General features: G+C 60.7%; 2 protein-coding genes. Both read left to right on the top strand.

The window, feature by feature from the left end; all coding sequences use genetic code 11:
- Window positions 1–442: methylated-DNA--[protein]-cysteine S-methyltransferase (locus J5224_RS32790; RefSeq protein ID WP_264629094.1), on the top strand; the 442-nt coding region annotated here is incomplete at its 5' end.
- On the top strand, window positions 432–710 hold a 279-nt coding region (locus tag J5224_RS32785), incomplete at its 3' end, for an alpha-ketoglutarate-dependent dioxygenase AlkB (RefSeq protein WP_264629093.1). The genes J5224_RS32790 and J5224_RS32785, both read left to right, overlap by 11 nt.

Here is a 710-nt window from a genome sequence, read left to right as displayed (position 1 = left end):
GGTCTGCGCCGTATTACTGGGCGATGATGCTACTGCATTGATAAACGAGCTGCACGCTCTGTTTGCCAATGCGACCTTGGTTGAAGGCGATGCCGCGTTTGAGCAGCGTATGGCGCTGGTGGTCAGTGTGATTGATTCACCGGGCGCGCCGATGACGTTACCGCTCGATATTCGCGGCACCGCGTTTCAACTGCGTGTCTGGCAGGCTCTGCGAGACATTCCTCTGGGAACCACGCTCAGCTACCGCGACGTCGCTGAAAAGATTGGTCAGCCGGACGCGGTGCGTGCGGTGGCGGGGGCTTGCGCCGCCAATCGTTTGGCGATTATTGTTCCTTGCCATCGAGTGATTCGCACCGATGGTGCCTTGTCGGGCTATCGGTGGGGCATCGCGCGTAAACGCCAACTGCTGGAGAGCGAGGCTAAGGAATCTCATGACGGATGATCTGTTCGCGCTCGAGGGCACACCGCGCTGGACCCAGACGCTGGCACCGGGCGCAGTGGTGCTGCGCGGATTTGCCGCTGAATGTGCACCCACGTTAATGCAGATGATTGACCAACTGACGCGCGTGGCGCCGTTTCGACAGATGACTACGCCGGGCGGTTTTGTCATGTCGGCCGCCATGAGCAATTGTGGTTCGCTGGGCTGGGTGACGGATGCGCTGGGTTATCGCTATACGTCTCACGATCCCCTCACGGGCGTGCCCTGGCCC

It is taken from the genome of Candidatus Symbiopectobacterium sp. NZEC135 (assembly GCF_025962695.1).
This window is presented reverse-complemented; position numbering and strand designations above follow the sequence as displayed.